The following is a 24056-nucleotide window of genomic DNA, read 5'->3' on the forward strand; positions in this document are numbered from 1 at the left end:
GCTTGCAATCAATTGTAAATTTTTAAGGGCGGGCAGAAATGTCCGCCCTTTTTCCTTGTGACGACGACCTTGTGCTGTGTAGCTTGCTGGCTATGGCAAAATCATTCGTCGCATCGCTCCTATTTGTCGCCCTCGGTATGCCCGCACCCGCGGCCGCCGCAGCGCCTGCACCGTTGATTTTGAAACCTACATCGGCATGGCAAGTCGATTATGCCGACGAACGATGCCGACTCGGCCGTCAATTTGGCGAAGGCAAGCAAACCGTTTTGTTGTTCATGGACCGCTTTGGCCCAAGCGAATATTTCCGTCTAACGATTGCCGGGCAGGTAGTTAAAACATTTGTCGAAAAAGGGGATGCCGATATTCAGTTCGGACCCACAGAGGAGGAACAGCAGCTTGCCTTTTTGAAGGGAAATCTTGGCAAGGAACCCGCCTTGGTCTTTTCTGGCAGCGCGCGCATCGCACCGCCAAGCGCGGCGGAACTATTGGCGATCAAAAATCGGGGAAAAACCGAATGGGTAGTGATTCAGCCCATAAGTGAAGACCGTCAAAAGGCAGTTCGCCATTTGCGCGTTGGGAAACCGTTGAGAAAACCAGTCATGCTGGAAACAGGTTCAATGCGTGCGCCGTTGGCGGCGCTCGATACCTGCATCGACAATCTCCTGACAAGCTGGGGTGTAGATGTTGAAAGGCACAAGACGCTAAGCCGCACGGTCACGCCGTTGAAATCTCCCGATAAGTGGATTATGCCGTCTGACTATCCCAACGAAATGCTATCTGCTGGTCAGCCCGCATTGGTGAGTTTTCGGCTCAGCATTGGGCCCGATGGTGTACCCGCAGCTTGCCATATTCAGGCGACAACGCGTCCCAAAGAATTTGACAATGCGGTTTGCAAATCGGTCATGCGGCGCGCGCGTTTTTCCCCCGCGCTTGATGCACAGGGCCAGCCGCTGGCGTCTTATTATCAAAACAATGTTTATTTTGCCCTCCCCTAAAAGTTCAAAACCCGCTTAAAAAACTGGCCAGATTTTCGCCAAATTTATCGACAGCATAGCGGCCTTCGGTCAGCACCACCGTCGGCAATCCGGCGGCGGCAATGTTGCTGGCCAGCGCCGCATAATCCGGTGTTTGCAGTGCAAAATTGGCGATTGGATCACCTCCAAAGGTGTCTGCACCAAAGCTAAAGATCAACAGGCCGGGCGCGCAGTTGGCAATTGCCTCAAGCGCTTTGCTTTGCGCAACGCGGAAAGCGCCCATCTCGGTCCCCTGCGGCAATGGCAGGTTAAGCGTTCTACCTGCACCTTCGCCTTCTCCCGCGCCGCAGAGTTGCCTGCCCGCCTGGTTGCGGTTATGCCGTTAGCATAGACGTGCCGGATTTCGATGCGGTGGCTGAGGTCGTTCTGGAGGGCCGATGGCATTTGGTCGACTCCAGCCGCTTGCCTCCGGAAGAGCATCTCGTCCGCCTTACCGTGGACGTGCGTGTGGCGGGCTTGTCAGCATAGGCCGGATCGTGTTATAACGTTCGTATGAACGAAACTGTAAAAATCATCAGAGTCGGCAACAGCGCCGCTATCATTCTGCCAAAGCGCGATCTCGACCGGTTGCAAGCAAAGGTTGGCGATGTTTTGACGAAACGCGATACCGATAGCGGTCTTGAGCTAAAACCTTTTGACGCGGACTTCAACGCACAAATGCAAATTGCCCGCGAAGTGATGGCGCAGCGGAAGCGTGCGCTGCGCGAACTCGCTAAGTAAGAACTGCGTATGACACAGGCTTGGATTTGGGTAACGCTCGACGTTACGATTGCCGCGCATGCGGAGCAAATTGCCGAACATGGTGGCGGTGAAGGAATTCGCGAATCGGGATTGCTCGAAAACGCCATGGCACGCCCGCAAAATCTCGCGCTTTACGGCGAACCTGACATCAGTGAATTGGCGGCTAGCTATGCCTATAGTATAGCGCTTAACCACCCATTTGTGGACGGAAACAAGCGCACGGCGGCCGTGGTGAGCGAAACTTTTCTTATGCTGAACGGCGGCCTGCTATTGGCAACGGACGCAGAACTCGTTGTCGCATTTGTTGCCCTCGCCGCCGGAGAACTAACCGAAGACGAACTCACTGCCTGGTTCCGCGAACATCTTGGCTAAGGCAGCAAGTCCGCTGGCAGCGTCGGTTCGCTCAATATTTTCTCCATCCGACGCCACCGCTCGGCCGTATCTGGATTACCGCGTTCGATATAATTGCGGACCAGATCCTTGCCCCAGCCATAGTTGATCACATAGCTGCGATAATGGTCGGTGAACTTCACCGATTGTTCCGCGCGCGCGGGCGAGAGCAACAGATATTTCTGCGTTAACTCAAGTGCCTGCGCCCGTGTAACCGCACCATCGAGATACATTTTCGCGATAGTCAAACGGGCGCCCGATAGCGCTTCGGTCATTTGCTGCATTTTCCAAAATGCTTGCGCAGAATTGGGGTCGAGGCCAGCGATTGGATATAGAATATCGCGTTCAAACGCCAAGCGTTCTGCGGCAGGGAATGCCAGATCGATGCCATAATTGGCGCTGCCTTCGGATAACACGCTGGTCGGGCTGTAGAGCGGATTAACTTCATATTCCTTCCACCCATTTTTGCGCGCGAGCCGTTCTTCGACCATCAGGTTGAGAACATGGTGGCCCGGATAGCCTTCGTGACAGCCCAAATCGACCGCACGGCTGATGCGAATCGGCAGGTCGGTGTTGATCTGGATCAGGCTTTTATAATTGCCCTTATAATAATTATAGCCTGACCAAGGCTTGCCCGTGACAAACTCCATCGCGAACGTCTCGCCCGCTGGCAAACGGATATATTGCGCCGTGCGGCGCTTACATTCGGCAATTGCGGCGTCAAACACAGGCTGCAACCGGTCTTTGGGAATGACATAACGCTCATTAAAGGCATCGACGCGTGCGGCGAGCGGACCATCGCCGGGAATCATCGTTTCAAGATTGGCCAATATGGCGTCATAATGCGCCAGAGGTTTCAAGTCCGGCACCGTTGCAAACTGACCTTGTGCTTCATCGTTGAAGGAAAACTTGCGGCCCTGAAGCATTTGCAACCGTGTGTCGGCAGCCACCAGCACGCCGCGTAACGCAACCGCGCGACGGCGGTCCGATTCGGCGCGTAAGGACGGCAACGCTGCATCAATAGCCGCCGTCAGCGCGCGGGCTTCGACGATCAATTGTGCCAGTGATCGCGGATTTGCCTTCGCTACGTCTTGCAGCGCGGGCGGGCCATAATACGCATCGACATATTCCGCTTCATGCGTGCCCGCCTCAAGGGTCAACCGGATATAGGCATCGGAGATAGCAGCAATCGACATCGCCGGTGCGGCGACATTTGCGGGGGCTGGAGCCACTGGCGCAACGGTGGCGCAAGCCGACGCAAGCAAAGCGAGCGGAAGGATGATGTAGCGAAGATTCATATGGTGCTTTCAGATATATTTTTTTGCGGCGCGGCAAAGCGCAGGATTAAATACCCAATTATCGCCGACAGGATAGAGCCCATCAGAACCCCAATTTTGACATCATCCGCCTGATCCGGTCCAGTGAACGCAAGGCCGCCGATAAACAAGCTCATTGTAAAGCCGATACCGCACAGCAGCGCAACGCCATAGACTTGCCGCCAGCTTGCATGTGAAGGACGCGCAGCAATGCCAAGTTTGACCGCGATCCAGACGCTGGTAAAGATTCCAATTTGTTTGCCCAAAAACAAGCCCATCGCGATACCAAGAGGCAGCGGCGCAGCCAGCGCAGCAAAGCTGGTGCCGGCCAACGAGACACCCGCATTGGCGAACCCAAAAATCGGTACAATGAGAAATGCAACTGGCTTCACTAGCGCGTGTTCCAGGCGGTGGAGTGCCGAATCTTCCGCGTCAGGTGCAGCCAGCGTTCGGCGAAAGGGAATGGCAAATGCTGCCATTACGCCCGCAATGGTGGCGTGCACGCCGGATAACAATGTCGCGTACCATAACAGAGCCGCGAGGATCAGATATGGCCAAAGGGCATTTACCCCAAAACGGTTCAGCATCATCATAGCGAACCAAATGCCGCCAGCAGCGGCCAGCGCGGGGATGTTTAACTCGGCTGTATAAAATACAGCTATGATCGCCACCGCGCCCATGTCATCAACAATGGCAACGGTCGTCAGGAACAGTTTCAGGGAAGCAGGCGCCCGACTGCCCAAAAGCGCGAGCACGCCAATGGCAAATGCAATATCCGTAGCAGCCGGTATAGCCCAGCCACGCTGTAATGCAGGATCACCTCCCGCAATAGCCAGATAAACAAGCGCCGGAACAAACATCCCCGCCGCAGCGGCAACCATTGGAAGCGTGCGGTCGGCCCAAGTCGACAAATGTCCGTCAACAAATTCGCGCTTAATCTCCAGCCCGACGAGCAGGAAGAAAATCGCCATCAGACCGTCATTTATCCAAAGGTGAACGGTCATCGGGCCAAGCTTTGGCGTCAACTCCGGCCCGATCACCAAATGTAAAAAATCATTATATTTTTCAGTAATTGGCGAATTGGCAATAATCATGGCCAATGCGGCGGCAGCCATTAACAAAATACCGCCCGCTGCTTCACTAGACAAAAATGCCCGCAAAGCAGAAGTTTTGGCGGGTTGTTTTACAGTTCCAATCATCACCATTCCTTATGGCGGGTCGGCCAAAAGATGGCAAGTAAAGGCGGAAAATAGAGCATTCGCCTTGCCTTAGCAGATTATATGGGTTTATAACCTTAGTTAAGGGGGCTGGGACCATGGCCGACATAATGTCCAAAAAGTCTTTTGTCGAAAAAAACATTTCGATGCGCGCACAGTCACCTCTTCACTTGACCGAGGGTCAAAAGGCATGCCTGCGGTTGGTGGTGCAGCTTCACACTTCTAAGGAAATCGCCCGGACATTGGGCATCTCACCATTCACTGTTGATCAACGGCTTGACGCGGCACGGCGCAAACTGAATGCCGGCAGTCGCATAGACGCCGCCAAGATATTCGACGCAATGGAACGCAACGATATATACGAACCATTCGTATACGAAGCGTCAGGTCTTGAGCCGATCAAACTCACCGTTAGTCAGGACTTACTTCTTGACAGGGTACGTCAGTGGTTTGCGAAAATAACTTCGTTCATCGCTGTGCCGCCCATCGGGGGGGAAAGGCATGAATTATCTAATAAAGAAATTCTTGTTTTTGCGTTAAATTTAGCATTTTTCAGTACGGTAATATTGGCATTGGTTGTGGTCGTACTCACGGGAGTGTTTCGACTATTTCAATAGCTCCTCCGTTGCTGGCTGAAAAATGTCCAGAACATGAGGAAACTTTGACATGGTACATATCGAGCATGAGACAGCCAAGCAATTGGCATTGGACATTACCTCCACACATCTAGCCATTGATAAAGCTCTGGCCGACCTGGCCACCCTTACATATTCGGTTATTGACGCTTGTCGCCATTCCGATGCATCCTTGGCGCAATCGCAGGCGGCCATTGAAGGCGTTGCGAATGGCCTCACAAAAATGGTCGATGCGCGTAAAGGATTTATGCATGCCCACCGCAAAATTGCCGTCGCCCAACGGGATAGCAACTTGCAAGAGATCAATTTCGGTTGCGCGCCCGGTCCGCTAACTCGGCCATCCGCCCTTCGGGTTGTAAACGGTTAAGTTGGGATATGCTTGCCCGTTCACGGGTAGCAGAACGAGGGCAGACAAGGCCATGGATACGATATTGCTGGCATTTTATTCCGCGCTTTTGTTGTGCGCGGCTTATGCCAGCGTAAACGGAGGCCGCACGGGCAAGGCAGGCTCGGCCATTTTTATCGTGGCGTCTATATCGACCGTGGCGGCGGCGCAGATGAACCCCAGTTGGGCTGGAACCTCACTGGGGCTGTTTGCGGTCGATGCAGGATGCTTGCTGGCGTTGCTCATCTTGGCGCTGATGAGCAATCGATTTTGGCCGATTTGGGCCTTAGGGTTTCAAATCGTCGCGGTTGCGACGCACCTTGCCACCCTATACATCCCGGATGTCGTCCCAAAATCATTCCAGGCACTGCTCTCGTTTTGGGCCATTCCAATACTCTGGGTGATGGTCGCGGGTACCCATAAAGACCGTCAGTATGAAATCGGTCTAGAACGGCGGAGCCGCGCCTAAAAACCTATAAATCACTTGAAATTCGGCGCGCCTTTAGTTGCGACCGAAAAGGGCGCGGCGACTTTGATGGATTGGATTTTGCCTTTTCTGGAAACGGGTCAGCGTGAACTATTTCTGTTCAGCGCCGTCTGGATTTTGATTAGCGCTATAGATGATCTGTGCGTCGATATCATCTGGATCGCTCGCGTTGTCTATCGGCGGCTGACCTTTTACCGGTACGCGTTACCGCGCGAGGTGGGCCAACTTACCGACCCCGTTGACCATAAACGGCTGGCTGTTTTTGTGCCCGCTTGGCGGGAGGCAGGCGTCATTGGCGATATGCTACAAAATTGCACGCGCAAGTGGGCTGGGCGCGCGGGCCGGTATCGGATCTTTGTCGGTTGCTATCCGAACGATCCGCACACGGCCGCCGCGATTATTACAGCAGCCCGGACCAACGCCGACATCCGTCTCGTCCAGGTCGAACATGATGGTCCCACGACAAAAGCCGATTGTCTCAACCGATTATGGCGCGCACTGCTCGCAGACGAAATTGCCGAAGGATATATAGCCAAGGCCGTTGTTCTGCATGATGCAGAGGATTCTGTTCACGCCGACGAATTACGCGTTTTCGACTGTCTAGTGACCAACGGGGGCGCTGTGCAATTACCGGTGATCCCGGTGCGTACCGCCAACTCTCGATGGATTAGCGGCCATTATTGCGACGAATTTGCAGAGGCGCATAGCAAAAACATGGTGGTCCGCGAAGCGTTGGGTGCACCCTTGCCTCTCGCCGGAGTGGCATGTGCCATTGAACGCAACCTCATGGGGCGCCTTGCGCAGATAAACGGCGGCAAGCCCTTTGATGCACACAGCCTGACAGAAGATTATGAACTCGGCATCCGCATGGGTGCCGCGGGCGGGCGGACGATCATGGCGCGGATATTGGACAGCCAAGGCAAGTTGGTCGGCACCAGAGCCTGTTTCCCCGACACGCTGCAGACGTCAGTGCGTCAGAAAACCCGTTGGTTGACGGGTATTGCACTGGCGGGGTGGGACAGGCTCGGTTGGGAGGGCAATATCGCGCAGAAATGGATGCTGTTCCAAGACCGGAAATCAATTTTCGGCACGATTGTAGTCATAGCTGGCTATATCTGCCTTCTGCTCACCGCCATCTTGGCCGCTGCGTACGCACAGGGACTATATCAACCGCCAGCACTGCGGGCCGACGTGATCCTATTACTGTGGTTGAATTCGGCATTTTTGCTTTGGCGGCTTGGTGTGCGCGCTTGGTTTGTGGCGGCACTATACGGTCCGGCAGAGGCCCTGCTGTCCATACCCCGCAGCATCGTCAGCAACGTCATTGCCATCATGGCCATGCGGCGGGCCTGCACCAATTATCTGAAACATTGTTTGGGCGCGCCGCTGACATGGGACAAGACCGCACATCACTTCATGCCCGATAAGCTGGCACATAGCGACTGATGCGTGGCCGGGCCCTCGGATTTGTCGCCATATTATGCGCAACCTGGGTCACGGCGCGGATTGGATTTACCCTCATCGCCGACAGGAATGGGCAAGTCGCTCCACAACACAAGGCTTCGGCTGGCGCAATTGCGCAACCTGTCACGCATATTAAGCAGGAACGACCGCTTAGTCATGTAGCAGCAAAGACTCGTAGCGCCGCGAATCGGACGACAGATCGCGTTTTTGCAAAGGTTCCAAGTTCCCTTGAATCTATGGCAGTTGGTCCAAACCGTAAAATATACGCAATTTGGGGCAATGCGGGCGATTGGATTCCCGATGACAAGGCTCCACGCAATGTATCATCCGAAGCTATCGCATCCTCCTTAGCTGACCCCCAGAAAAAGGGCGGCTCCGTCCGCCCAATCCAGATATATGCGTATAGCTTCTGGCGGCCGGGCGATACGGCGCAGGGGGTGCTTGGCAACGGGCAATATGGAGGTGGTCAAAGCGCGCTGTTGATGACGATCCCGCTGCTGCGATATAAGCGTAAACGTAGCGTTTCGCGTTTTTCACTTGTCGGGCGGGCGTCGGTTTCCCACGATGACCTGCGCGATCGCGAATGGGCAGCGGGGCTGCTTTGGCGTCCTTCAGCCGCCTTTCCAGCGCAATTGTCCCTAGAACGACGTTTTCGGCCAGATCGCCCCGATGCCGTTGCGGCGTTTGTATCTGGCGGACATGACGGCACTTCATTGCCCTTGGGCTTTGCGCTCGACGGGTATGGGCAGGCAGGATTTGTAACCGGCAAAACTGGTGGTGGCTTTGCCGACGCCCAATTGCATATATTGAAAAATATCGCCAGCGACGGACATGCTAAGCTGGCGGTCGGCGCAGGCGCATGGGCGGGCGGCCAAAACGACATCATGCGCGTCGATATCGGGCCATCTGTCCGCGCGAACCTAAAGGCTGGCGCAACGTCGCTCCGGCTAGACGCAAGCTGGCGCTTTCGCATTGCGGGCAACGCACGGCCCGGCGATGGTCCGGCGGTCACCTTGTCCACCAGTTTCTAAGTCCTAGCCTTTATCCTGCCGTCAAATGCCGTTAGGGTCAGATTGTCGATCATGGATATTTATCTTCCCATAGCCAATCTGTCGGTCAACGCGCTGGTGATCATCCTTTTGGGTGGCGGCGTCGGCGTGCTGTCGGGCATGTTCGGCGTTGGAGGAGGATTCCTGACCACGCCTTTGCTCATATTCTACGGTATCCCGCCAGCGGTAGCCGCGGCGTCCGCATCCACGCAGGTGACAGGGGCCAGCGTCTCGGGCGTATTTGCACATATGAAACGCGGCGGGGTCGATTTCCAGATGGGCGGCGTGCTTGTGGTCGGTGGCATATTCGGCACTGGCGCGGGCGCAGGGATATTTGAAATATTGGAGGCGATTGGCCAGATAGATACCGTCATCAACATCCTCTATGTACTGATGTTGGGCAGCATCGGTGGCTTAATGGCCAAGGAAAGCTTAACCAGCGTCCTTGCCGTGCGCGCGGGAAGGCCGGTCGCTGCGGCCAAACGCCGGCATCACCCGTTGGTAGCCAATTTGCCGATGCGCTGGCGTTTCTATCGTTCTGGTCTATATATTTCGCCTATCGCGCCGCTGATATTGGGCTTTATCACAGGCATCATGACCATGCTGCTTGGCGTGGGCGGCGGCTTCATCATGGTACCTGCCATGCTCTATCTGTTGGGCATGGGCGCGCAGGTGGTGGTGGGGACATCCTTGTTCCAGATTTTGTTTGTGACGATGGCGTCAACGATGATGCACAGCCTGACCACCAAAGCGGTTGATATCGTGCTTGCCGTATTCTTGCTCATTGGCAGTGTGACAGGGGCACAAATCGGCGCGCGTCTGGCGCAGCGGATGCGGCCGGAATATCTGCGCCTCTTTCTCGCCGCGATCGTTCTGCTTGTCGCAATCCGCATGGCGCTTGGTCTGGGCTGGCGTCCCGACGAAATCTATACGTTGCAAGCGTTATGATCCGTTTATTTGCCCTGATATTGTTTTTGCTGCCGATCAGCGCCAGCGCGCAAAATGTGCCCAAGCTGGTGCCGGATGTCTCGCAACGGCAAATCAATATCCAGTCGGGATTCACGGGCGCCGAAATGCTGTTATTCGGAGCCATCATCTACCCACGCGGCCTGGCGCCAGAGGGGCAAGTGGATGTTGCGGTTGTTCTGCGCGGGCCAACCCGGTCGGTAACGTTACGGGAAAAGCAGAAAATTGCCGGTATCTGGATCAACGTCGACAGCACCGATTTCCGGTCCGTCCCCGCATATTACGCTATCGCGTCGTCACGCCCGCTTGACCAAATCATCAACAGCAAAACAGCAGCAATTTACGAGCTTGGCCTTAACCGCCTGCAATTGTCGCCCAGCGGCGAGGTCAATGCCACCGAGCAGCGTCGCTTTGTCGATGGACTGGTGGACTTAAATCGCCGCAACGGTCTTTTCCGGCAAGATGCGGGCACGGTCGAAATAACCGATCAGGTGCTGTATCGTGCGCGCCTCAACATTCCGTCCAGCGTGCCGGTCGGTGTCTACACTGCGGAAACGTTGCTCATTCGCGATGGCCGGGTGATTGTGGCCGATGACAATGTCGAAGTCCGCATCCGCAAAACCGGGTTCGAACAATTAGTCACCATATTGGCTCAGGACTATGCCTTTTTTTACGGCGCAATGGCGGTGCTGGTCTCGTTACTGCTTGGCTGGTTTGCCGGATTTGTCTTCAACCGCCTGTAAATTGTAAAGTAACGTAAAAAATTATAATTTCCTGCGATTTATCCCGTTGCGATCGTAAGTATATTTTTACCTTCTTGGCCTATTGCCTGACGCTTCTTTATGAAAGAGGCGGACAGTTTATGGACATTTCGGCACATCGGCCGTCCGATCGGGCAGGCCACCCGGATCAGTCGGCACCTATGCCCATAGCCGTGCCAGACGCAGCGGCACCGACGGGCGTGCCGGTCGTTAACGCGACGCTGCACCATATTGGCTTTGTCATGGAAATTTCGGGTTCAGAGTCACAAGTGACGCTCGATGCCTCTTTGTTAACTAGCCTTGATTCGCACAGTGACTCAAGCATCGCGATGTCGGGACAAGTCGGCAGTCAGATTAAAATCCGCGTCGGTAATAGCTGGCTTCTTGCCAACATCCGTACCCAAAAAATGTACGAACGCGACCATAAAATCATCACCGCGCAAGTCGATTTCCTAGGCGAAGGCGATGAGGACATAGTGACTGGCAAGATTTACAATTTCCGCCGTGGTGTGACGCGCTACCCAGTGCCCGGCAGCGAAGTATATGCGGTTTCCAGCTCCGACCTCAAACAAGTCTATGCCACCGACGCGCGGGCGAATGTCGAAATCGGCACGGTATTTCCAACGAAGGATATTCGCGGCGCGCTGTATGTTGACGCCATGCTTGGCAAGCATTTTGCGCTGCTGGGTTCAACCGGTACGGGTAAGTCGACCAGCGCTGCCCTGATTTTGCACAAGATCTGCGACATCGCGCCCGAAGGGCATATCGTAATGATTGACCCGCATGGGGAATATAGCGCCGCGTTTAAAAATAATGGCGCGCTGTTCGACGTTAACAACCTGGCCATGCCCTATTGGATGATGAATTTCGCCGAGCATTGCGAAATTTTCGTCACTTCCAATGGCGACGACAGACAAATAGATTCCGATATTCTCGCCAAATGCCTTCTCCAAGCGCGGTCAAAAAACCGGATTGCCGAGACGATTGGCAAGCTGACTGTTGACGCCCCCATTCCTTATCTCCTGTCCGATTTGACCACCATCATTCAAAATGAAATGGGGCGGCTCGACAAGGCGACATCGTCCGTTCCATTCATGCGGTTGAAGAACAAAATTGACGAGTTAAAGGCAGACCCACGTTATAATTTCATGTTCTCAGGTATGCTTGTTGGCGATACGATGGCGGAGTTTGTGGGCAAGATTTTCCGTATGCCGTCGAATGGCAAGCCGATTTCCATCATCGACGTTTCTGGTGTGCCGTCGGACATCACCTCGACAGTGGTCGCCGTGCTCTCGCGCCTTGTATTTGACTATGCGATCTGGTCACGCAACGAACCACAGCGGCCTATATTGCTCGTTTGCGAAGAGGCGCACAGATATATCCCGTCGGAACATGTGTCAAAAGACAGCGCCGTGCGCTCCATCCTTGAAAGAATTGCCAAGGAAGGCCGTAAATATGGCGTATCGCTCGGCCTAATTACGCAGCGGCCATCCGACTTGGCCGAAGGCGTGCTGTCGCAATGCGGCACGATCATTTCGATGCGTTTGAACAACGACCGCGATCAAGCCTTTGTGCGTGCCGCAATGCCTGAAGGCGCGCGCGGGTTCCTCGACTCTATCCCGGCGCTGCGGAACCGCGAATGCATCATCTGCGGCGAAGGTGTCAGCATTCCCATCCGCGTTGCGCTCGATAATCTTGAAGAAGAAAAGCGCCCTGCTTCGGACGATCCCCTGTTTAGCCAATTGTGGCAGGAAACGGGTGGGGAAGCCGAAATACTGGAACGGGTTGTCCGACGATGGCGCGCGCAAGGCCGGTAAGGCTATTTCTCAATGTCGAGATTGTCGAGAAGCCTCCAGTTGCATAGGCGCATCCAACAGCCGAAAAGCAGAATTGGGCAACCATTAGCGCTTTTCAAAGGGTTTTAGGCCGCGGCCAAGTCGGTTCCCGCCCAATGCCGACCGGTCGCCCGACCAGTCAGCGACGAACACAGCCCGTCGGTCCACGCCCGCTGCAATGTGCGCTTCATTCGCGTTAACCGACAGGCCAAAGCTGCTTTGCCCACGGCCTTCGGACGCGACGGTGATGAAGGCGCTGTCACTTGCCTTGGACGCAGCTTGCACGAATATATTGTGCGCGATGCTGCCGCTTGCGCCAATGGGTAAGTCAATCATCCTATCGGTGCCGCGGCCTCGGCTATCGTCAAAGGCGTTGTCCGTGATCGTTATGCGCGCTGCGCGGCTTTGAATGTAATGCCCGCCATTACCACGTTCGAAACGGCTGTTCGTCACCGAAAGCGGACCCTTGCCGCCGATAGAGAGGCTATGCGCGCACGGCTGACGACGAACGCAGCGACCAAGGCCAATGAAGCTCGATTGTTTAATGCTGATTGCGCCAGTCCCTTTGTCGGCAGTTGTGATGCCCTGCACGCTGTTGCGGAAGATACTGCGGGTGACAGTCAAATTGCCTTTTTCAAGGCGAATAGCTGCGCCATCGGCATCGGCCACGCGCATATTCTGAAAAACAACGCCATCGACCCGTGCCCCCTGCCCGCGCAGCACCAACGCGGCTTTGCCTTCGCAAGTTTTCGTGTCGAATATGCTCTGCCCGGGAATGACAGCGCGAAAGGCAATGATGCCCGATGTCTGCACGGCGCATTGGCGGTAACTTCCTGGTGCGATAAGGATTGTGCCTTGCGCATCGCCAATTGAATCAACTGCCGCTTGCAGCCTTGCGTAAGTTCTTCCTGTTTCGGCGTTTCGAAAGGGCGAGGCATTTTGTGCTGATGCGGCAGCGGCGCACAACATAACGGCAAGGACGAGTGACGTTTTCTTCATGCGCTTTGGTCCTTAAGTGGCCCTGACCCTAGGACCAGGGCCATCCTTATTCGTTGAGATTGGGCCGCAGATATTGCCGCGCACGATCAAGGTCCAGCCCACGGCGCGCCGCATAATCCGACACTTGGTCATCGCCAATGCGCGCAACGCCGAAATATTCGGATTGCGGGTGGCCGAAATACAGACCGCTTACCGCAGCGGTCGGCAACATGGCAAAGCTTTCTGTCATGGTGATGCCGGTTGTATGCGTGGCATCAAGCAGGTCGAACAATGTCGGCTTCAGGCTGTGGTCCGGACAGGCGGGATAGCCAGGGGCTGGCCGGATACCGCGATATTCTTCGCGGTTCAGAGCCTCGGGCGTGAATTGTTCATCGGGGGCATAGCCCCATAAATCCTTGCGGACATGTTCGTGCATCCGCTCGGCAAAGGCCTCCGCCAAGCGGTCAGCCAGTGCCTTCAACATGATGTCCGAATAATCGTCGATATTGGCTTTGAACTGCGCCAAATGCGTCTCGATGCCGTGGCCAGTGGTCACTGCAAATCCGCCAATCCAGTCGCCATCGCGGCTGATGAAATCGGCCAAGCACATGTTCGCTTTGCCTTCGCGCTTGCCGATTTGCTGGCGCAAGAACGGCAGGCGGACATGCGCCTCGGTCTGTTCGCAATAGACAACCACATCATCGCCATCGCGCCAACAGGGCCACAGACCGGCAACGCCCTTGGCGCGAAGCCATTTTTCGTTGATGATCTTGTCGAGCATTGCATTGGCGTCGGCAAACAGGCTGGTTGCGCTTTCGCCGACAATGTCATCGGTCAATATCGCCGGGTAATTGCCATGCAATTCCCAAGCACGGAAAAACGGGGTCCAATCGATATAGTTGCGCAAGTCGGCCAAATCCCAGTCATCATAGACATGGACACCCGGCTTTTGCGGCGCGGCTGGTTTCATGCTTTCGTCGATTTCAAAGGCATTGGCGCGCGCTTCTTCCAGCGTGGCGAGCGGCTTTGCCGTCTTGCCCGCGCGGGCGTCACGAATATGGCTATATTCGGCGCGGGTGTCGGCAACAAACTTGTCGGCCATGGTGTCGCTAACCAATGTTCCTGCCACCCCGACGGCGCGCGAGGCGTCGAGCACATGGATGACGGGACCAGAATAGACAGGCTCAATACGCAAGGCCGTGTGCGTTTTCGACGTGGTTGCGCCGCCGATCATCAACGGCATCGACATGCCCGCTTTTTCCATTTCCTCGGCAACGGTCACCATTTCGTCGAGCGAAGGGGTGATAAGGCCCGACAGCCCGATCATATCGGCATCATGTTCGACCGCCGCTTGCAAGATTGTCGGCCATGGAACCATCACGCCTAGGTCAACAATCTCGAAACCATTGCATTGCAGGACAACGCCAACGATGTTCTTACCAATATCATGCACGTCGCCCTTCACGGTCGCCATGATGATCTTGCCCTTGCCCTTGGCGCCCGCCTCTTTCTCCGCCTCAATATACGGGAAGAGATGCGCGACCGCCTTTTTCATCACGCGCGCCGATTTTACCACTTGCGGCAGGAACATGCGGCCTGATCCGAACAGGTCACCCACAACGTTCATGCCGTCCATCAACGGCCCTTCGATGACCTCTATGGGGCGACCGCCAGCCGCTTTGATGGCAAGCCGGGCTTCTTCGGTGTCATCGACGATATGCGCGTCAATGCCCTTGACTAAGGCATGCTCCAACCTTTTGGTCACGGGCCAGCCGCGCCATTCGGCCTCCGCCTTTTCCTGAGCAACATCGGTCCCGCGATATCTTTCGGCAAGCGTGATCAGGCGCTCGGTCGCATCGGGGTCGCGGTTAAGAATGACATCTTCGCACGCGACGCGCAGTTCCGCGTCAATGTCATCGTAAATGTCCAACTGCCCCGCATTGACGATGGCCATATCAAGCCCTGCCGGGATGGCGTGATAGAGAAAGATCGAGTGCATTGCGCGGCGCACGGGTTCATTACCACGGAAGCTGAACGACAGGTTGGAAAGCCCGCCTGAATAATGCGCATGCGGGCACAAGACGCGCAGTTCCTTTATGGCCTCGATAAAGTCGACGCCGTAATTATTATGCTCCTCAATCCCCGTTGCCACCGCAAAGATGTTGGGATCGAAAATGATGTCCTCGGGCGGAAAACCGATGCCGATCAGCAAGTCATACGCCCGTTTGCAAATCTGGACCTTGCGTGCTTGCGTGTCGGCTTGGCCAGTTTCATCAAACGCCATGACAACGACCGCAGCGCCATAAGCCATACACAAGCGCGCGTGATGCAGGAACGCATCTTCGCCTTCTTTCATTGAGATCGAATTTACGATGGGCTTACCCGAAACGCATTTCAGCCCAGCCTCAATCACGCTCCATTTGGAACTGTCGATCATTAAAGGCACGCGGGCGATGTCTGGCTCTGCTGCGATGCGCTTGATGAAGGTGGTCATCGCTTCATGCGCGTCCAGCAGGCCTTCATCCATGTTGATGTCGATAATCTGCGCGCCATTTTCGACCTGGTCGCGCGCCACCTCGACTGCGGCTTCATAATCGCCTGCGAGGATCAGCTTTTTGAACTTGGCGCTGCCCGTGACATTGGTGCGCTCGCCGATATTGACGAAGCGAGAAGAGGAGGTGGAGGAGGACATTTTTGTTCTACTTTATACGGGTTCAGGCGGCCATGATGAAGGGTTCAAGCCCCGCCAGCCGGGTCACGACTTCCGCCTTGGGAATGGCGCGTGGCGCACGGTCCGCAACCGCCTTGGCGATCGCGGCGATATGCGCAGGCGTGGTGCCGCAACAGCCGCCGACGATGTTCACCAGGCCATCATCGAGCCATTGGCCAATCAATTGCGCCGTGGTTTCGGGCAGTTCGTCATATTCGGCAAGATCATTAGGTAGGCCTGCATTCGGATATGCCATCACAAGCGCATCGGCTTGCTTGGACAATGCGGCCAGATGCGGACGCAACAAATCCGCGCCGAACGAACAATTCAACCCGATGGTCAGTGGTTTGACATGCCGGATCGCAGCCCAGAATGCTTCTACCGTGTGGCCGGAAAGATTACGGCCGGCCATGTCAGTGATGGTCATCGATATCATCAACGGCACATCGCGCCCACAGGCCGCAGCAGCCTCTTGCGCAGCCATCGCAGCACATTTGGCGTTGAGCGTGTCGAATATGGTTTCAATCAACAGGAAATCGACGCCACCTTCAATCAGCGCGTCGCATTGTTCGCGATAGACATCTTTCAGATAGTCAAAGTCTATTTCACGATAGCCAGGGTCGTTGACGTCGGGTGACAAGGACAAGGTTTTGTTGGTCGGGCCAATCGACCCGGCAACGAACCGCTTTATGCCGTCTTTTGCCTCGGCAGCGTCGCAACAGGCGCGGGCCAGCTTCGCCGACTCCATGTTCAACCGCCGCACCAAATGCTCACATCCATAATCGGCCATGCTGATTTTGGTCGCGCTGAACGTGTTGGTCTCGATCATATCGGCACCCGCCTCCAGATAGGCGCTGTGGATTGCCCCAACGACATCGGGACGGGTAATAGACAATAGGTCGTTATTGCCCTTTTGATCATGCGTCAGTTCAAGTTCGCCGCGATAATCAGCCTCAGACAATTTATAGCCTTGGATCGCGGTGCCATAGCCACCGTCGAAAACCAATATCTGTTGCGCCGCGCGGGCGACAAAGGTTTCACGCGCGCTCATGCTGCGGCCTTTTGCGCTAAAGCGGAAGGCCGCTTGCCCAGCAAATGGCAAATCGCGTAGGATAATTCCGCGCGGTTTAGGGTGTAGAAGTGAAATTCCCGAACGCCGCCTGCATATAATTTCCGGCACATTTCTGCTGAGACAGTGGCGGCCACCAATTGCCGTGCGGACGGATGGTCATCCAATCCGTTGAACACATCGGCCATCCAGCTGGGGATAGCTGTGCCCGTCAACTGCGACATGCGGGTAATCGCGGCAAAGTTCGACACGGGCATGATGCCCGGCACGATCTCCGCATCAATGCCAGCCGCGGCAACCGCATCGCGGAAACGGAAGAAAGTTTCGGGTTCAAAAAAGAATTGCGTAATCGCGCGGCTTGCACCGGAGTCCAGCTTGCGCTTTAGAAAATCAATGTCTGACGCCGCAGACAAGGCCTCTGGATGGGTTTCGGGATAGGCGCTGACCGATATTTCAAACGGGTGCAGTTTGCGCAAACCTTCGACCAGTTCCGCAGCGCTGGCATAGCCATCGGGATGCGGCACAAATTTGCCGTCAGAATTAGGTGCATCCCCGCGCAGCGCGACAATATGACGGACCCCTGCTTCCCAATAGGCGTTGGCGACATCGGCAATTTCGCCCTTGGATGCTTCGACGCAGGTTAAATGCGCGGCCGCCGGAATATCGGTCTCGCGGGCAATGCGCGCGACGGTGTTATGTGTGCGTTCACGGGTTGTGCCGCCTGCACCATAAGTGACCGAAACAAAGCGCGGACCCAGCGGCGAGAGGGCCACGACCGAATCCCATAATTGCTCTTCCATCTTTTCCGTTTTGGGCGGGAAGAATTCGAAGCTGATCTCGCAATCACCTGGAAGCCCAGCAAAAAGCGGGGCGGCAACTGCCCGGCTGGCCTCCTGCATCTGTGCAAGTGGGAGAATCATGCGACAATCCTTAAATTGTTTTTTGGGCTGAAATTATCTGTGGGACGGGGCTGCAAGACCGAGAGCTTTTCACCCATCCAGACTTTGATCACCAGTTCGCCAGCCTCAAGCGCAGTTTGGTGCACCATCTGCAGGCCGTGACTATTAAATGCTTTTCTCATGAACTCATCGGAAAAGCCCAACCGGGCGTGGGCATGTACCGTGCGCAACTCTTCCAGATCATGCGCCGCAAAATCAACGATGACGAGCCGGCCACCCGGCGCAAGCGTGCGGATCGCTTCGGCGATAACGGCCTCAGGATGTTGCGCGTAATGCAGGACCTGGTGGAAGATGACGGTGTCGAATTCACCATCACCCAAGGGCAGCATGTTGAAGTCGCCCAGCTTTATGTCGATTTTATTAGCGATTTCGGGGCTTAAGTTGGCAATTTTCGCGCGCGCAAGCCGCAGCATTTCGGGACTGTTATCTATCGCCACAAATCGGCTGGAATCAGCCGCAAACAATTCGACAATGCGCCCGGTGCCCGTGCCCACATCAAGGACCCGGCCTAAGGGTGCGCTGTTTAGAACTTGCGTCAAGCGCGCCTCAACTTCCGAATCGGCAATGTGCAATGATCTGAGCGAATCCCACGCATCAGCATGCGCCGCAAAATAATGTGCCGCCATGTCGGTGCGCGCATTGCGAACTTCATCCAGCCGAAGCAGGTCCCGCTGGAACGCCTTTGCCTGCGACACATCCGCCTCTGCCAATAATGATGACAGCGGGCCGTTTGTTAACATCCCGCTTGGCCTTAAGAATACCCAGCTTCCCTCCTTGCGACGCTCCAAGAGCCCGGATTCATCCAGAATGCGGATATGTCGGGAAACGCGCGGCTGGCTTTGGTCGAGTATCTGGACCAATTCGCCCACCGAAAGCTCCAGCCGAAGCACTAGAAACACGATTCGTAACCGCGTAGGGTCGGCTAAAGCCCGCATGATATTTAACAAACTGATCATTTGATAAAGATATAAAGAATTCTTTATATAAAGTCAATCCGCACAAATTAGCCATATTTTCTACTGTTATAGTAGACATAAGCCCAAAACAGCTATGTAACATTTTGTCGGAATGAAAAAGCGCATTGCCAGCGAATTATGAACGGGCTAGAGGGCTTTTCGCAGGCAAGCTGCAATACTTGCAACGTGCCTGTCAGGTTTTCATAAGTTTTGCTAGGGGGTTTCCCATATGAAGAAAATTGCTGTATCTCTCGTTCTTGCCGCTTCGCTCGGTTTGGCCGCTTGTTCAGGTGCTGAAGAAGCATCCACAGAAGCAACCACAGAAGCAACCACAGAAGCTGCTGATGCCGCTGTTGAAGGCGCTGAAGTAGCTACCGATGCTGCTGCTGCAACTGAAGCCGCTGCAACCGACGCTGCTGCAACTGCAACTGACGCCGCTGCAACTGCAACCGACGCCGCTGCAGAAGCCGGTGCCGCTGCAGACGCTGCGAAAGAAGCTGCGAAGTAATATTCGCGCTTTCTAAGCGAAAGCATTTTGATAAGGGCTGTCCTGTTTACAGGACGGCCCTTTTCTTTGTCTGCGGCAATTTCTGTGTCGGCAGCAAGCGGCTGGACCATGTCTTTGGCCACCCTAATTCGCGGCGATGATTATTGACCGTGATATGTGGCGATAGTGCGTGACACGAACTGCATGAACGACATGCGTTGCGGAATGGGCGCGGTCGTACTGCCCATCATCACGGCAACGGCATAACGCGTGCCGTCAGGCGCGGTCATTATACCAATATCATTATAGCCTGTTGAAACCGGCGGCAGAATTTGCCCCGTCCCCGTCTTATGCACAAAATGCCAATCTGCCGGCACACCAGCCCTCAACCGGTTTGGACCGCTTGATGTACGTGACATTATCCCCAAAATAAGGCGCGTCGATGCAGGAGAGAGTAGTTCGCCCTTAGCCAATTTCGCCAACGCACGGACTATCGCCTCAGGACTTGCCCCGTCGACGGGATCGGCAAGATAGCGATCTAACGCTGCTTTGCGTGTCGCCAGTGGAACCTCTGCACGCGCAGCGTAAAATCGGCGGCCAATGGCATATTCTTGACGCCACTCCAGCCCTGCTATCGCGCTTTGCATCAAACGCTCACCCGGGCCAAAGCGGATGGCCCCCAGTTTTTTGCGCAGCAGGAAATTCTGCACAGCCTGCGGACCACCCGCTGTTCGCAGCAGCGAATCATTGGCCGTGTTGTCGCTGCCGATGATCGCTTGTTCGAGCAACGAGAGCACCGTGACTTCGATCTCGCCATTGGCGATAACGGAATCGCGAATGGGCTGATGAAAGACCGCAAGGTCATCGCGCGTAATACGTATTTTTTGGTCCAGCCGGACCTTATTTTGGTCGACCAAGTCCAAAATCGTCAGCGCCACCCATGTTTTGGATACGCTTTGCTGCGGGAATAGCGCGTCAACGCGTTTGCCGGTTATCCATTCGCCGCCATCGATACGCATAATAGCAACGCCCGTGCGACCCGGAAAAATACGCCATTGGTCGTTCAGCAGATTTTCAAGTCCTAATGGTGCGCGGACAACTGCTGGACGAACTTGAGTGGCAGGCGTCGGTGCCTTTTGCGAAGGCAGTGGCCGATTCACGACGGGCGCGGGCAGTGTTCGTGATGGTGCGCGCTCTGCAGCGACACATGCCGACAGCACGGACAGTATTGCCAAAGAGGCGATGCCTTTGCGACGCGCGTCTTGAGCGCATATTTGCCAGGCGTTTGCTATTTGGACCATGACGACAGGATAGAACATACCCGCATTGGATAACAGCCCCTACGCATTTTTTGCGACGAACGATTCTTGAACATCGACGAGATGAGAGACGCCTGTCGGTGTAAGCTCTGTACTATCCATTGCAGGATTTACTTGATCGCCTCGTCCCTGCATAGTCGGTTGCACGCATTCAGCTTTCATAGGTGGCCGGTTATATGGACAGCATCTTCATTGGACAAAATTCCAACGGCCACGAAGTGCTTAATCTCAAACGCGCAAACCGCCATGGTTTGATAGCTGGCGCAACCGGCACCGGTAAGACCGTAACCTTACAAGGCATAATCGAGGGACTGTCTGCCGTGGGCGTTCCGACATTTGTCGCTGATGTGAAGGGTGACTTGGCCGGATTGGCCATGCCTGGATCACCTTTAACCAAAACACATGAAATTTTTGCGGCACGTGCTGCGGAAATCGGGCAGCAGGGCTGGGCCTATAAGGACAATCCGGCGCAATTCTGGGACTTGTTCGGTGAACAGGGTCATCCGGTACGCACGACGGTTTCAGAAATGGGGCCGCTGTTGCTCGCGCGCTTAATGGACCTGAATGAAGTGCAGGAAGGCGTGATAAACATCGCGTTCCACGTGGCGGACAAGGAGGGGCTGTTGATGCTCGACCTTGATGATCTGCAGTCGATGCTTGTGTACTGCGGCGCGCAAGCGGACACGTTGACGCTGGAATATGGCAATATCTCAAAGCAATCGGTTGGCAGCATTCAACGCGCACTGCTTCAATTGCGCGCGCAAGGCGGCGAGAATTTCTTTGGTGAACCAGCACTTGAAATCGGCGACCTCATCCGGTGCGACGATAGTGGCCGGGGCGTGGTGAATATCCTCGCTGCCGATCGACTCATGTCCAGCCCAAAGCTCTATTCCACATTCCTTTTATGGCTGCTTTCCGAACTGTTCGAAACGCTTCCTGAAATTGGCGATCCTGACAAGCCGAAGCTCGTTTTCTTCTTTGATGAGGCGCATTTGCTGTTCAACAATGCACCAAAGGCCTTGCTTGAGAAGATCGAACAGGTCGTCCGCCTTATCCGGTCCAAAGGTGTGGGGGTATATTTCATCACCCAGAACCCGATCGACATTCCGGACACGGTGGCCGCGCAATTGAACAACCGGATTCAGCATAAATTGAACGCCTTCACTCCGCGCGATCAGCAAGCGGTGCGGTCAGCCGCCGAAACCTTCCGTCCGAACCCAGCGCTGGATGTCGCGCAAGTGATCACTGAGCTGAAAATCGGTGAAGCGCTTGTATCCCTGCTTCTGCCGGACGGGTCGCCATCAATGGTGCAGCGCACGTTGATCAAGGCGCCGTCGAGTCGAGTCGGGCCGCTAACCCCGCAAGAACGCGGCGTGATGATTACGACCGATGCCGTTGGCGACAAATATGACGCGATGATTGACCGCGAATCCGCCGAAGAAATACTCGCCGCCAAAGGCGCGCAGGCCGCCGCTGCTGCACAAGAAGCGAAGGCACAGGTGGTTGCAGACAAGGAAGCCGCCGCCGCCGCAAAGGAAGCTGCCCGCGCAGAAGCTATCGCTGCCAAGGAGGCTGCGCGCCAACAGGCCGTCGCGGCACGGGAGGCCGCAAAGCCGAGCATGGCAGACAGGATGTTGCAATCAGCAGCACGTTCCGCCGCAACTTCAATTGGGCGTCAGGTTGCCGGGTCGTTTGGCAAATCTTTGGTGCGCGGAATATTGGGTGGGTTGTTTAAATAACCTAGGGTCAGGACCTAGAGCGGCGCACTGAAAATGTGAATCATGTAATTCTTGGGATTCCCTTTGATTGAGAACTGTGATTCACTGCTCATGGAGGTGGATCATGGGCAAAAGCAGTTCGTCGGATTTACGGGTTCGGATCGTTGGAGAGATTGAGAGCGGTCATTCATGCCGGGCAGCAGCTCGCCGATTTGGGGTGAGTGCTGCCACTGCGGTTCGGTTGGCGCAACGCAAGGCGCGGACGGGATCGATCACGCCGGAGAGGCAAGGTCGTCCGCCGGGCAGGGGGCCGCTGTCGGCGCATGCGGATGTTCTGATCAGCTGGGTCGATGCCGAAGGCGACGTTACGATGCCGGAGCTGGCGGACCGGTTGTTTAAGGAGCACGGGGTGAAGGCGCATCCAGCTTCCCTGTCCCGGTTGCTGCTTGCGCACGGATTTACCGTCAAAAAAAACTCTGCTGGCGAGCGAAACCGATCGCGCTGACATTGTTCGTGCCCGGCGCGTATGGCAGACACACCGTCAGCCTTGGATGAAGAGGCGCCCGGAAAGGCTGGTCTTTATTGACGAAACCGGGACCACAACCAAGATGACACGGCTGCGGGGGCGTGCCCGCCGGGGACAGCGGCTGAAGATGAAGGCCCCGTTCGGTCACTGGGGAACACAGACCTTCATCGCGGCCTTGCGCCATGACGGCCTCACCGCTCCGTGGGTCATTGACCGTCCCATGAACCGAAAAATCTTTGAAACCTATGTGGAAACCCAGTTGGCGCCGACGCTCCAGCGCGGTGACATGGTCATCCTCGACAACCTATCGAGCCACAAAAGCGAGAAGGCCAAAGCCATCCTCAAAGAGCGCGGGGCGTGGTTCCTCTTTCTGCCGCCCTACAGTCCAGACCTGAACCCAATCGAGATGGCGTTCGCCAAACTCAAGGCGCATCTGCGCAAAGCAAAGGCCCGCACCATCGATGACCTGTGGAAGGCCGTTGGATCAATCTGCGACCTTTACACCCCAGAGGAATGCTGGAACTATCTCAAGCACGACGGCTATGTTGCAGATTAAATGCACGAAGCTCTAGCCGCGACCGCGATAGGGCTGAACACCCTGATCGGGTAACCACAGACCCTTGGGTGGCTCGCCTGATTGCCAGAACACATCAATCGGTATGCCGCCGCGCGGATACCAATAGCCGCCGATGCGCAGCCAATGCGGTTTCATCTCCGAGAAAAGACGCTGGCCGATGCCAACGGTGCAGTCTTCATGAAAGGCGGCGTGATTGCGGAATGATCCCAAAAACAGCTTCAACGATTTCGATTCGACTATCGTCACATTTGGCGCATAGTCGATGACCAGATGCGCAAAGTCCGGCTGCGCCGTAACCGGGCAAAGCGAGGTAAATTCAGGCACGGCAAAGCGCGCAAGATACAGCGTGTCCGGGCGCGGATTGGGAACATAATCGAGTTGCGCCTCTTCAGGCGTTTGGGGAAGCGCGCTTTGCGCACCGAGAAATTTGGGCTTTAGTGTGTCAGTCATGATCGCGCATTTAGCGATTTCGCCGCG

General features: G+C 55.5%; 24 protein-coding genes and 1 pseudogene. 15 read left to right on the forward strand and 10 right to left on the reverse strand.

Features of this window, described 5'->3' with window-relative positions:
• The first annotated feature begins 38 nt into the window (after positions 1-38).
• Entirely contained in the window at positions 39-995 is a 957-nt protein-coding gene (locus HEQ34_RS01935) for an energy transducer TonB (RefSeq protein ID WP_296196658.1), read from the forward strand.
• Between the two features lie 4 nt (positions 996-999).
• Here the strand turns inward: HEQ34_RS01935 and HEQ34_RS01940 are convergent.
• Positions 1000-1305, reverse strand: a pseudogene (locus HEQ34_RS01940) (histone deacetylase family protein); the annotation flags it as partial.
• A 62-nt stretch (positions 1306-1367) separates the two neighbouring features.
• Here HEQ34_RS01940 and HEQ34_RS01945 point away from each other — a divergent pair.
• Genes HEQ34_RS01945 through HEQ34_RS01955 form a run of 3 tightly spaced genes read left to right on the forward strand, consistent with a single transcriptional unit; the run spans position 1368 to position 2147 of the window.
• Entirely contained in the window at positions 1368-1502 is a 135-nt protein-coding gene (locus tag HEQ34_RS01945) for a hypothetical protein (RefSeq protein ID WP_296196661.1), read from the forward strand.
• Between the two features lie 24 nt (positions 1503-1526).
• Positions 1527-1754 (forward strand): AbrB/MazE/SpoVT family DNA-binding domain-containing protein, encoded by a 228-nt coding sequence (locus HEQ34_RS01950; protein ID WP_296196664.1) that lies wholly within the window; start codon positions 1527-1529, stop codon positions 1752-1754.
• Positions 1755-1763: 9 nt separating this feature from the next.
• Complete coding sequence (locus tag HEQ34_RS01955; RefSeq protein WP_296196667.1) at positions 1764-2147, forward strand: type II toxin-antitoxin system death-on-curing family toxin; 384 nt, start codon at positions 1764-1766, stop codon at positions 2145-2147.
• Here HEQ34_RS01955 and HEQ34_RS01960 read toward each other — a convergent pair.
• Positions 2144-3463 (reverse strand): hypothetical protein, encoded by a 1320-nt coding sequence (locus HEQ34_RS01960; protein WP_296196669.1) that lies wholly within the window; start codon positions 3461-3463, stop codon positions 2144-2146. The two genes, HEQ34_RS01955 and HEQ34_RS01960, sit on opposite strands and share 4 nt — an antisense overlap.
• Positions 3460-4680, reverse strand: a complete 1221-nt coding sequence (gene nhaA / locus HEQ34_RS01965; RefSeq protein ID WP_296196671.1) for a Na+/H+ antiporter NhaA — start codon at positions 4678-4680, stop codon at positions 3460-3462. Before nhaA ends, HEQ34_RS01960 begins: the two co-directional genes overlap by 4 nt.
• A 116-nt stretch (positions 4681-4796) precedes the next feature.
• On the opposite strand from nhaA, the gene HEQ34_RS01970 reads away from it, so the two are divergent.
• The 8 genes from HEQ34_RS01970 to HEQ34_RS02005 all read left to right on the forward strand — a co-directional run bounded on the left by HEQ34_RS01970 (position 4797) and on the right by HEQ34_RS02005 (position 12262).
• Positions 4797-5315, forward strand: a complete 519-nt coding sequence (locus HEQ34_RS01970) for a helix-turn-helix transcriptional regulator (RefSeq protein ID WP_296196674.1) — start codon at positions 4797-4799, stop codon at positions 5313-5315.
• A gap of 49 nt (positions 5316-5364) precedes the next feature.
• Positions 5365-5700, forward strand: coding sequence for a hypothetical protein (locus HEQ34_RS01975; RefSeq protein ID WP_125229380.1), 336 nt, complete (start codon positions 5365-5367; stop codon positions 5698-5700).
• A gap of 52 nt (positions 5701-5752) precedes the next feature.
• Complete coding sequence (locus HEQ34_RS01980) at positions 5753-6187, forward strand: hypothetical protein (protein WP_296196676.1); 435 nt, start codon at positions 5753-5755, stop codon at positions 6185-6187.
• A gap of 66 nt (positions 6188-6253) precedes the next feature.
• A complete protein-coding gene (locus HEQ34_RS01985) occupies positions 6254-7651 on the forward strand; it encodes a glycosyl transferase family protein (RefSeq protein WP_296197154.1) in 1398 nt (465 codons plus the stop codon).
• Positions 7652-7905: 254 nt separating this feature from the next.
• Positions 7906-8700, forward strand: a complete 795-nt coding sequence (locus HEQ34_RS01990; RefSeq protein ID WP_296196678.1) for a hypothetical protein — start codon at positions 7906-7908, stop codon at positions 8698-8700.
• 51 nt (positions 8701-8751) lie between these two features.
• On the forward strand, positions 8752-9666 hold the full coding sequence (locus HEQ34_RS01995; RefSeq protein WP_296196680.1) for a sulfite exporter TauE/SafE family protein: 915 nt from the start codon (positions 8752-8754) through the stop codon (positions 9664-9666).
• Positions 9663-10427 (forward strand): TIGR02186 family protein, encoded by a 765-nt coding sequence (locus HEQ34_RS02000; protein ID WP_296196683.1) that lies wholly within the window; start codon positions 9663-9665, stop codon positions 10425-10427. Before HEQ34_RS01995 ends, HEQ34_RS02000 begins: the two co-directional genes overlap by 4 nt.
• Before the next feature lie 119 nt (positions 10428-10546).
• Entirely contained in the window at positions 10547-12262 is a 1716-nt protein-coding gene (locus tag HEQ34_RS02005; RefSeq protein ID WP_296196685.1) for a DUF87 domain-containing protein, read from the forward strand.
• Between the two features lie 84 nt (positions 12263-12346).
• Here the strand turns inward: HEQ34_RS02005 and HEQ34_RS02010 are convergent, their stop codons facing one another.
• The 5 genes from HEQ34_RS02010 to HEQ34_RS02030 are packed head-to-tail and all read right to left on the reverse strand — an operon-like array spanning position 12347 to position 18952.
• Complete coding sequence (locus tag HEQ34_RS02010; protein ID WP_296196686.1) at positions 12347-13279, reverse strand: right-handed parallel beta-helix repeat-containing protein; 933 nt, start codon at positions 13277-13279, stop codon at positions 12347-12349.
• 46 nt (positions 13280-13325) lie between these two features.
• On the reverse strand, positions 13326-15950 hold the full coding sequence (gene metH, locus HEQ34_RS02015; protein ID WP_296196687.1) for a methionine synthase: 2625 nt from the start codon (positions 15948-15950) through the stop codon (positions 13326-13328).
• A gap of 22 nt (positions 15951-15972) precedes the next feature.
• Positions 15973-17019, reverse strand: a complete 1047-nt coding sequence (locus HEQ34_RS02020; RefSeq protein ID WP_296196690.1) for a homocysteine S-methyltransferase family protein — start codon at positions 17017-17019, stop codon at positions 15973-15975.
• Complete coding sequence (gene metF / locus HEQ34_RS02025) at positions 17016-17957, reverse strand: methylenetetrahydrofolate reductase [NAD(P)H] (protein WP_296196692.1); 942 nt, start codon at positions 17955-17957, stop codon at positions 17016-17018. The genes HEQ34_RS02020 and metF overlap by 4 nt, the downstream gene beginning before the upstream one ends.
• The gene (locus tag HEQ34_RS02030; protein WP_296196695.1) at positions 17954-18952 is read right to left on the reverse strand and encodes a metalloregulator ArsR/SmtB family transcription factor; all 999 of its coding nucleotides are present in this window, start codon (positions 18950-18952) and stop codon (positions 17954-17956) included. The genes metF and HEQ34_RS02030 overlap by 4 nt, the downstream gene beginning before the upstream one ends.
• A gap of 229 nt (positions 18953-19181) precedes the next feature.
• Here HEQ34_RS02030 and HEQ34_RS02035 point away from each other — a divergent pair, with 229 nt between their 5' ends.
• Entirely contained in the window at positions 19182-19460 is a 279-nt protein-coding gene (locus HEQ34_RS02035) for a hypothetical protein (protein ID WP_296196697.1), read from the forward strand.
• Positions 19461-19600: 140 nt separating this feature from the next.
• Here HEQ34_RS02035 and HEQ34_RS02040 read toward each other — a convergent pair whose 3' ends face one another.
• Positions 19601-20674, reverse strand: coding sequence for a serine hydrolase (locus tag HEQ34_RS02040; protein ID WP_296196699.1), 1074 nt, complete (start codon positions 20672-20674; stop codon positions 19601-19603).
• A gap of 260 nt (positions 20675-20934) precedes the next feature.
• Here HEQ34_RS02040 and HEQ34_RS02045 point away from each other — a divergent pair, with 260 nt between their 5' ends.
• Positions 20935-22497 carry a helicase HerA-like domain-containing protein gene (locus HEQ34_RS02045; protein ID WP_296196703.1) on the forward strand — a complete coding sequence of 521 codons (1563 nt, stop codon included), beginning with the start codon at positions 20935-20937 and terminating at the stop codon, positions 22495-22497.
• Between the two features lie 103 nt (positions 22498-22600).
• Positions 22601-23558 (forward strand): IS630 family transposase gene (locus HEQ34_RS02050; protein WP_296196447.1). Its coding sequence is split into 2 segments (ribosomal slippage): positions 22601-22926 and positions 22925-23558, totalling 960 coding nucleotides; the frame shifts between segments, so codons are not numbered across the junction.
• 12 nt (positions 23559-23570) lie between these two features.
• On the opposite strand, the gene queF is transcribed toward HEQ34_RS02050, so the two are convergent.
• Positions 23571-24029 (reverse strand): preQ(1) synthase, encoded by a 459-nt coding sequence (gene queF, locus HEQ34_RS02055; protein WP_295443184.1) that lies wholly within the window; start codon positions 24027-24029, stop codon positions 23571-23573.
• Between the last annotated feature and the right edge of the window lie 27 nt (positions 24030-24056).

The organism is Sphingorhabdus sp., from assembly GCF_023910635.1.
Classification (GTDB): domain Bacteria; phylum Pseudomonadota; class Alphaproteobacteria; order Sphingomonadales; family Sphingomonadaceae; genus Sphingorhabdus_B.

Bases quoted from the DNA above. Each gene is read 5' to 3' on its own strand.
- queF (WP_295443184.1), bottom strand. From the start codon at position 24,029: ATGACTGACACACTAAAGCCCAAATTTCTCGGTGCGCAAAGCGCGCTT.
- HEQ34_RS01975 (WP_125229380.1), top strand. From the start codon at position 5,365: ATGGTACATATCGAGCATGAGACAGCCAAGCAATTGGCATTGGACATT.
- HEQ34_RS01970 (WP_296196674.1), top strand. From the start codon at position 4,797: ATGGCCGACATAATGTCCAAAAAGTCTTTTGTCGAAAAAAACATTTCG.
- HEQ34_RS02030 (WP_296196695.1), bottom strand. From the start codon at position 18,952: ATGATCAGTTTGTTAAATATCATGCGGGCTTTAGCCGACCCTACGCGG.
- HEQ34_RS02005 (WP_296196685.1), top strand. From the start codon at position 10,547: ATGGACATTTCGGCACATCGGCCGTCCGATCGGGCAGGCCACCCGGAT.
- HEQ34_RS01985 (WP_296197154.1), top strand. From the start codon at position 6,254: ATGGATTGGATTTTGCCTTTTCTGGAAACGGGTCAGCGTGAACTATTT.
- HEQ34_RS02035 (WP_296196697.1), top strand. From the start codon at position 19,182: ATGAAGAAAATTGCTGTATCTCTCGTTCTTGCCGCTTCGCTCGGTTTG.
- HEQ34_RS01980 (WP_296196676.1), top strand. From the start codon at position 5,753: ATGGATACGATATTGCTGGCATTTTATTCCGCGCTTTTGTTGTGCGCG.
- HEQ34_RS01960 (WP_296196669.1), bottom strand. From the start codon at position 3,463: ATGAATCTTCGCTACATCATCCTTCCGCTCGCTTTGCTTGCGTCGGCT.
- nhaA (WP_296196671.1), bottom strand. From the start codon at position 4,680: ATGATTGGAACTGTAAAACAACCCGCCAAAACTTCTGCTTTGCGGGCA.
- HEQ34_RS01955 (WP_296196667.1), top strand. From the start codon at position 1,764: ATGACACAGGCTTGGATTTGGGTAACGCTCGACGTTACGATTGCCGCG.
- HEQ34_RS01990 (WP_296196678.1), top strand. From the start codon at position 7,906: ATGGCAGTTGGTCCAAACCGTAAAATATACGCAATTTGGGGCAATGCG.
- HEQ34_RS02020 (WP_296196690.1), bottom strand. From the start codon at position 17,019: ATGAGCGCGCGTGAAACCTTTGTCGCCCGCGCGGCGCAACAGATATTG.
- HEQ34_RS02045 (WP_296196703.1), top strand. From the start codon at position 20,935: ATGGACAGCATCTTCATTGGACAAAATTCCAACGGCCACGAAGTGCTT.
- HEQ34_RS01950 (WP_296196664.1), top strand. From the start codon at position 1,527: ATGAACGAAACTGTAAAAATCATCAGAGTCGGCAACAGCGCCGCTATC.
- HEQ34_RS02000 (WP_296196683.1), top strand. From the start codon at position 9,663: ATGATCCGTTTATTTGCCCTGATATTGTTTTTGCTGCCGATCAGCGCC.
- metH (WP_296196687.1), bottom strand. From the start codon at position 15,950: ATGTCCTCCTCCACCTCCTCTTCTCGCTTCGTCAATATCGGCGAGCGC.
- HEQ34_RS01995 (WP_296196680.1), top strand. From the start codon at position 8,752: ATGGATATTTATCTTCCCATAGCCAATCTGTCGGTCAACGCGCTGGTG.
- HEQ34_RS02010 (WP_296196686.1), bottom strand. From the start codon at position 13,279: ATGAAGAAAACGTCACTCGTCCTTGCCGTTATGTTGTGCGCCGCTGCC.
- metF (WP_296196692.1), bottom strand. From the start codon at position 17,957: ATGATTCTCCCACTTGCACAGATGCAGGAGGCCAGCCGGGCAGTTGCC.
- HEQ34_RS01935 (WP_296196658.1), top strand. From the start codon at position 39: ATGTCCGCCCTTTTTCCTTGTGACGACGACCTTGTGCTGTGTAGCTTG.